Origin of the sequence: Geomonas sp. (genome assembly GCF_035254065.1) — a bacterium.
In the GTDB taxonomy this organism is placed as follows: domain Bacteria; phylum Desulfobacterota; class Desulfuromonadia; order Geobacterales; family Geobacteraceae; genus Geomonas.
The window spans coordinates 1-4,133 of record NZ_DATFBA010000396.1 but is presented as its reverse complement, the minus strand read 5'-3'; the positions used below and the strand labels follow the sequence as shown (position 1 = coordinate 4,133).

At 59.8% G+C, this 4,133-nt stretch carries 7 protein-coding genes and 1 tRNA gene; 4 read left to right on the top strand and 4 right to left on the bottom strand.

Translation table 11 applies throughout. The features are described 5' to 3' along the window. On the top strand, positions 1-405 hold a 405-nt coding region (locus VJ604_RS18670; protein WP_324085110.1), incomplete at its 5' end, for a tyrosine-type recombinase/integrase. A 63-nt stretch (positions 406-468) separates the two neighbouring features. On the opposite strand, the gene VJ604_RS18665 is transcribed toward VJ604_RS18670, so the two are convergent. Continuing rightward, positions 469-543, bottom strand: a tRNA-Gly gene (locus VJ604_RS18665). A gap of 156 nt (positions 544-699) precedes the next feature. Here VJ604_RS18665 and VJ604_RS18660 point away from each other — a divergent pair. Genes VJ604_RS18660 through VJ604_RS18650 form a run of 3 tightly spaced genes read left to right on the top strand, consistent with a single transcriptional unit; the run spans position 700 to position 1,961 of the window. Continuing rightward, on the top strand, positions 700-1,341 hold the full coding sequence (locus VJ604_RS18660; protein WP_324085109.1) for a nucleotidyltransferase domain-containing protein: 642 nt from the start codon (positions 700-702) through the stop codon (positions 1,339-1,341). Next, on the top strand, positions 1,322-1,765 hold the full coding sequence (locus VJ604_RS18655; protein ID WP_324085106.1) for an acyl-CoA thioesterase: 444 nt from the start codon (positions 1,322-1,324) through the stop codon (positions 1,763-1,765). Before VJ604_RS18660 ends, VJ604_RS18655 begins: the two co-directional genes overlap by 20 nt. After that, complete coding sequence (locus VJ604_RS18650) at positions 1,752-1,961, top strand: hypothetical protein (protein ID WP_324085105.1); 210 nt, start codon at positions 1,752-1,754, stop codon at positions 1,959-1,961. The genes VJ604_RS18655 and VJ604_RS18650 overlap by 14 nt, the downstream gene beginning before the upstream one ends. A gap of 159 nt (positions 1,962-2,120) precedes the next feature. On the opposite strand, the gene gluQRS is transcribed toward VJ604_RS18650, so the two are convergent. From gluQRS to VJ604_RS18635, 3 genes are all read right to left on the bottom strand, one after another. After that, positions 2,121-3,068: a tRNA glutamyl-Q(34) synthetase GluQRS gene (gene gluQRS, locus VJ604_RS18645; RefSeq protein WP_324085103.1), complete on the bottom strand. Its 948-nt coding sequence runs from the start codon at positions 3,066-3,068 to the stop codon at positions 2,121-2,123. A gap of 140 nt (positions 3,069-3,208) precedes the next feature. Continuing rightward, complete coding sequence (gene ppnP, locus VJ604_RS18640; RefSeq protein ID WP_324085101.1) at positions 3,209-3,520, bottom strand: pyrimidine/purine nucleoside phosphorylase; 312 nt, start codon at positions 3,518-3,520, stop codon at positions 3,209-3,211. A 105-nt stretch (positions 3,521-3,625) separates the two neighbouring features. Next, on the bottom strand, positions 3,626-3,976 hold the full coding sequence (locus VJ604_RS18635; protein ID WP_324085099.1) for a hypothetical protein: 351 nt from the start codon (positions 3,974-3,976) through the stop codon (positions 3,626-3,628). Positions 3,977-4,133: the final 157 nt, after the last annotated feature.

Below are 4,133 nucleotides of genomic sequence, written 5' to 3'. Positions count from 1 at the left end.
AGTGGCACCGTCTTTCACCCCGCCAACTTCCGCAAAGACGTATGGGAGAAGGCGCAAAGGGCAAGCGGTATCACCGACAAGGTCCCCTACTCTCTCAGACACACCTTTGCGGCGTGGTCGCTGGCTCTTGGGATCGACATGAACAAGCTGGTGCGCCTCATGGGGCACGGTTCCAAGAAGATGGTGTATGAAGTCTACGGGGATTATATCGATGGGGTGGAGGAAGACGCCTGGAACATCCTGGAGTACTACGGGCGGGATTTCCTGGAATCCAAGCGACAACGGCGGCCTAACTTCCTGGGGCATCCTGGGACGACAACGGTGATCCCTGCTTCCTTTCTCCAGGTCGTCAATGCAGCGGAGTATCACGCAGAAAACCCCGCACTTCCATTAAAGCTCTCTTAGTGAAAGCTTTGGTGAAAGTCGGGGTCATTTATAAAGAATCCTCAAGGATTCCGTTTAGTTATTTGGAGCGGGAAACGGGGTTCGAACCCGCGACTTCAACCTTGGCAAGGTTGCACTCTACCACTGAGTTATTCCCGCTCAATGGAGATCCTGTTTATAGCAAAGTAGGCTTTGGCAGTCAACCATTTTTTTCATTTTGTTGACGAGGACGTGCTCTCGCCGTAATGATATGGCGTGCTTGCACGATTGGTTGTATGATGGCACGACATGAAGGGGATGGGGTATACTAGCCTCATGAAAAGCGGGGACAGGATACGCGGGATGATCGCCTGCGAGGCGGCCCGGCTGATGTATGAGGACGGGGTCAGGGAATACCGGGATGCTAAGCGCAAGGCCGCCAAGAGGTTCGGCCCGGAAAAGGCGCTTTCTCTCGGCTCCCACCTCCCCTCTAACGCCGAAATCCACGAGGAACTCGCCAGGCTGATCGCGTCGACTGAGGAGGACCTGCTCCCGGAGCGGCTCTTGAAGCTGCGGATGACGGCGCTGCGTTACCTGGAGCTTTTCAGCGATTTCTCCCCTTACCTGGTCGGCTCGGTCCTCTCGGGCGCGGTCACCGAACGAAGCGACATCGACATCCATCTGTTCGCTGAGGGGGTGGAGGAGGTGGAGGCCCTGCTGAAGGCGCACGGCATTCCCTTCGAGACGGAAACGGTCCCCATAAGGAAGGGTGGCGTGATCACCGACTACACCCACATCTACCTGGATGATGACGGGGTCGAGATAGAGTGCTCGGTCTATCCGGTGGAGCAGAAGAGAAACCGCACGATAAGCAGCATAACGGGAAGACCTATGGAGCGCGCCAGCGCGGCGCGCCTGAAAAAGATAATCGCCGCTTCGCTCGGCGAGGAGGAAGATGATGGAGAACCGCACCGCTGAACTGATCGAAACGCTACTTCCCAAAGACACCAACAGCTATGGCAATATCTTCGGCGGCGTGATCATGAGCATCATGGACAAGACGGCCGGTGTCGCCTGCTGGCGGTACTCGCGCAAGCGGGTAGTGACCGCCTGTGCGCAAAAGATCTGCTTTCACACGCCGATAAATGTGGGAGAGGTCGTCTATTCACGGGCGACCATCGTTCACGTGGGGCGGAGCTCCATGGAGGTGGAGGTAGAGGTGGAGGTGGAAAACGTGATGGAGGGAACGACCCGGCGGGCGGCCAGCGGCGTGTTCAGCATGGTGGCGCTCGACGAGAACTGGCACCCCACTCCGGTCCCGCAATGGCAGCCGGTAACCGAGACGGAGATGGAAAAGTGGCGCGAGGTGGAAAAAAGAAGGGGGCAGCGTGAGACGCCTTAGACTCCTTTTGCCGTTGCTGGCACTGCTTGCCGGATGCGAATCCCTCAACGACGCCATCGTGCGCAACTGGCACATGGATACCGGGATCAGCCGGAGGACCAATAGGCAGATTAAGGAGGGACTGGAACGGAGGGAGGGTACTCCGCCGGTGACCGCTCCTGCGACGACGGCACCGCCGTTCTTGGATGAGGGGTAAACAGGAAAAGCAATGAGGGCGGCGGTCTCGGCACATCGGGACATCCCTCACCCGGCCTTCGGCCACCCTCTCCCCTAAAGGGGCGAGGGTATCGATGCGGGTGACGACCGCAATCATTTTTCGGAAATTTTGGAAGGCCACCAAGTACGGTGGCTTTTCTTATTTTTGGGAGTGCGGCTGTTCGAAAGGTCCAGCATTGCTGGGGACGGCGGTGGGGTCGAAGCTGGGGAGTGCCCACTGAAGTATCTCACGTGGGGATGCACCCGTAAGTTCAGACGGCGGCTGCTGACCGAGGAAGCGGAGCGCGGCAAGGAGCAGAGTGCCCCCTTCTTTCTCGAGATCGCGGCCGGCCTTGAGGGAGACGGCGTTGTCGCGCTTGCTCAGCTTGGCTCCCCCCTCCCCGGTCACCAGCGGCAGGTGGTAGTAGACAGGCACGGTGTACTCGAAGATGCGCTGCAGGTACATCTGTCGGGGGGTAGAGCTTAAAAGGTCCGAGCCTCTTACCACCTGGTTGACACCGGCCGCGGCGTCGTCCACCACCACCGCGAGGTGATAGGCGAAGGGGCCGTCGGCCCGCTGGATCACGAAGTCGCCACAGGCGGAGGTGAGTTGCTGGGTGTAGCGCCCCATGATGCCGTCTTCGAAGGTGATCACCTCGTCGCACACCTTCACCCTGAGCGCCCGCTCCACCTTGCCGGGGGCAAGCCCGTTCCGGCAGATGCCAGGATAGACGGTGATGTCCTGGTGTGGCGCCGACGCTATCTGCGCGATCTCGCTCCTGGTGCAGCCGCAGCCGTAGGCAAGACCTCGCTCGAGGAGCGCGCCGGCGGCAGCGAGATAATACTCGCTACGCCTGCTCTGGTAAACCACCTCCCCGTCCCACTCGAAACCGAGCAGATCCAGGGTGGAGAGCATGTCGTCGGCAATGCCGGGGATGACGCGGGGCTGGTCGAGGTCCTCCATGCGCAGCAGCCAGTTGCCTCCCGCGCTCTTTGCCATCAGATAACTGCCGAGAGCGGCGACCAGGGAGCCGACGTGGAGGGGACCGGTGGGTGACGGGGCGAAACGCCCGACAATCTGTGGTTGGCTTGCGGATAGTTCCTTCACTTCCATTTCACCTGCGAATCATTTACCCCATCCTCACCCTGTCCCTCCCCTTGAAGGGGAGGGAACGTCTGGGTAAAGACCGGGCAAGGAGATGCAGCCTTTGCGGCTAAGCTTCTTGGTGTGACACGGCCTTGAGGCGGTTACAGGAACGAGCAGCAGTAGTCGGTGATTGCGGTGACCTTCAGCTTGAAGCTGGAGTTCTCGGGCACTTCGAAGGCCTCGCCTCCCTTGACCGCAACCCACTCGCTGGAGCCGGGAAGCTGGACGGTCAGGTCGCCGGAGAGGATCTCCATCAGTTCGGCGGCGCCGGTGTTGAAGCCGTACTCGCCAGGGAGCATGATACCGAGGGTCTTCTTGGATCCATCGGCGAAGATGACGGTGCGGCTGGTGACGCCGCCATCGAAATAGACGTTTGCTTCTTTGACTACCGTAACGTTGTTAAACTCGGACACTTGCTACCTCCTTGTGATGAACTGCAGTGATTCTGTGCTATGAAATTCGCCCCTGCCCCGCCGGTCGTACGACCTGGGTGCGGTCCTTGTTCGAAGGGGCTCGGCTTACTCATTGGGCCACTCGCCCGATTCCCACCGTTCCAGAGCGACCTGGGCCCTGAATCCCATCAGCCCGGGAAGCTTGGCGATCTTGGCAAGGGTGTAGGCGCAGCGGTTAGGTGCCTGGCGCATGGCGTAGACTGCTGCCATGCCGGCCACGGCGGCGTCGTCACTCTCTAGAAGCGTAAGGAACAGCTCTACTCCCCGCTCCCGTTTTATTGCGGCGTAGAATCTATCCAGTTCGTGGACCTGCACCATGGCCCCCTCTTCGTCCATGGCTTCGATGGCCTCGGCATGCCTCACCGCGGCCTTCACGAACCAGTTGATCAGCTTGGCAATTCTTTCCTGCTGCTGCACACGCCTCTCCTGCCGCGGCCCCACTAGCGGCGCCGCGGCCATATCAGCTTGACATTAGCAGCTTTCCAGTAGGGCATCAATGAAAAAGGGACCACCTTCCGACACGAAGAAAGGCGGGGTTTCCCCCGCCTTTTGGTGTAGCTGGCATGTCCGTCCT

Excerpts from the sequence above, each read along its gene's own strand:
- VJ604_RS18660 (WP_324085109.1), top strand. The coding sequence starts at position 700 with ATGAAAAGCGGGGACAGGATACGCGGGATGATCGCCTGCGAGGCGGCC.
- VJ604_RS18655 (WP_324085106.1), top strand. The coding sequence starts at position 1,322 with ATGGAGAACCGCACCGCTGAACTGATCGAAACGCTACTTCCCAAAGAC.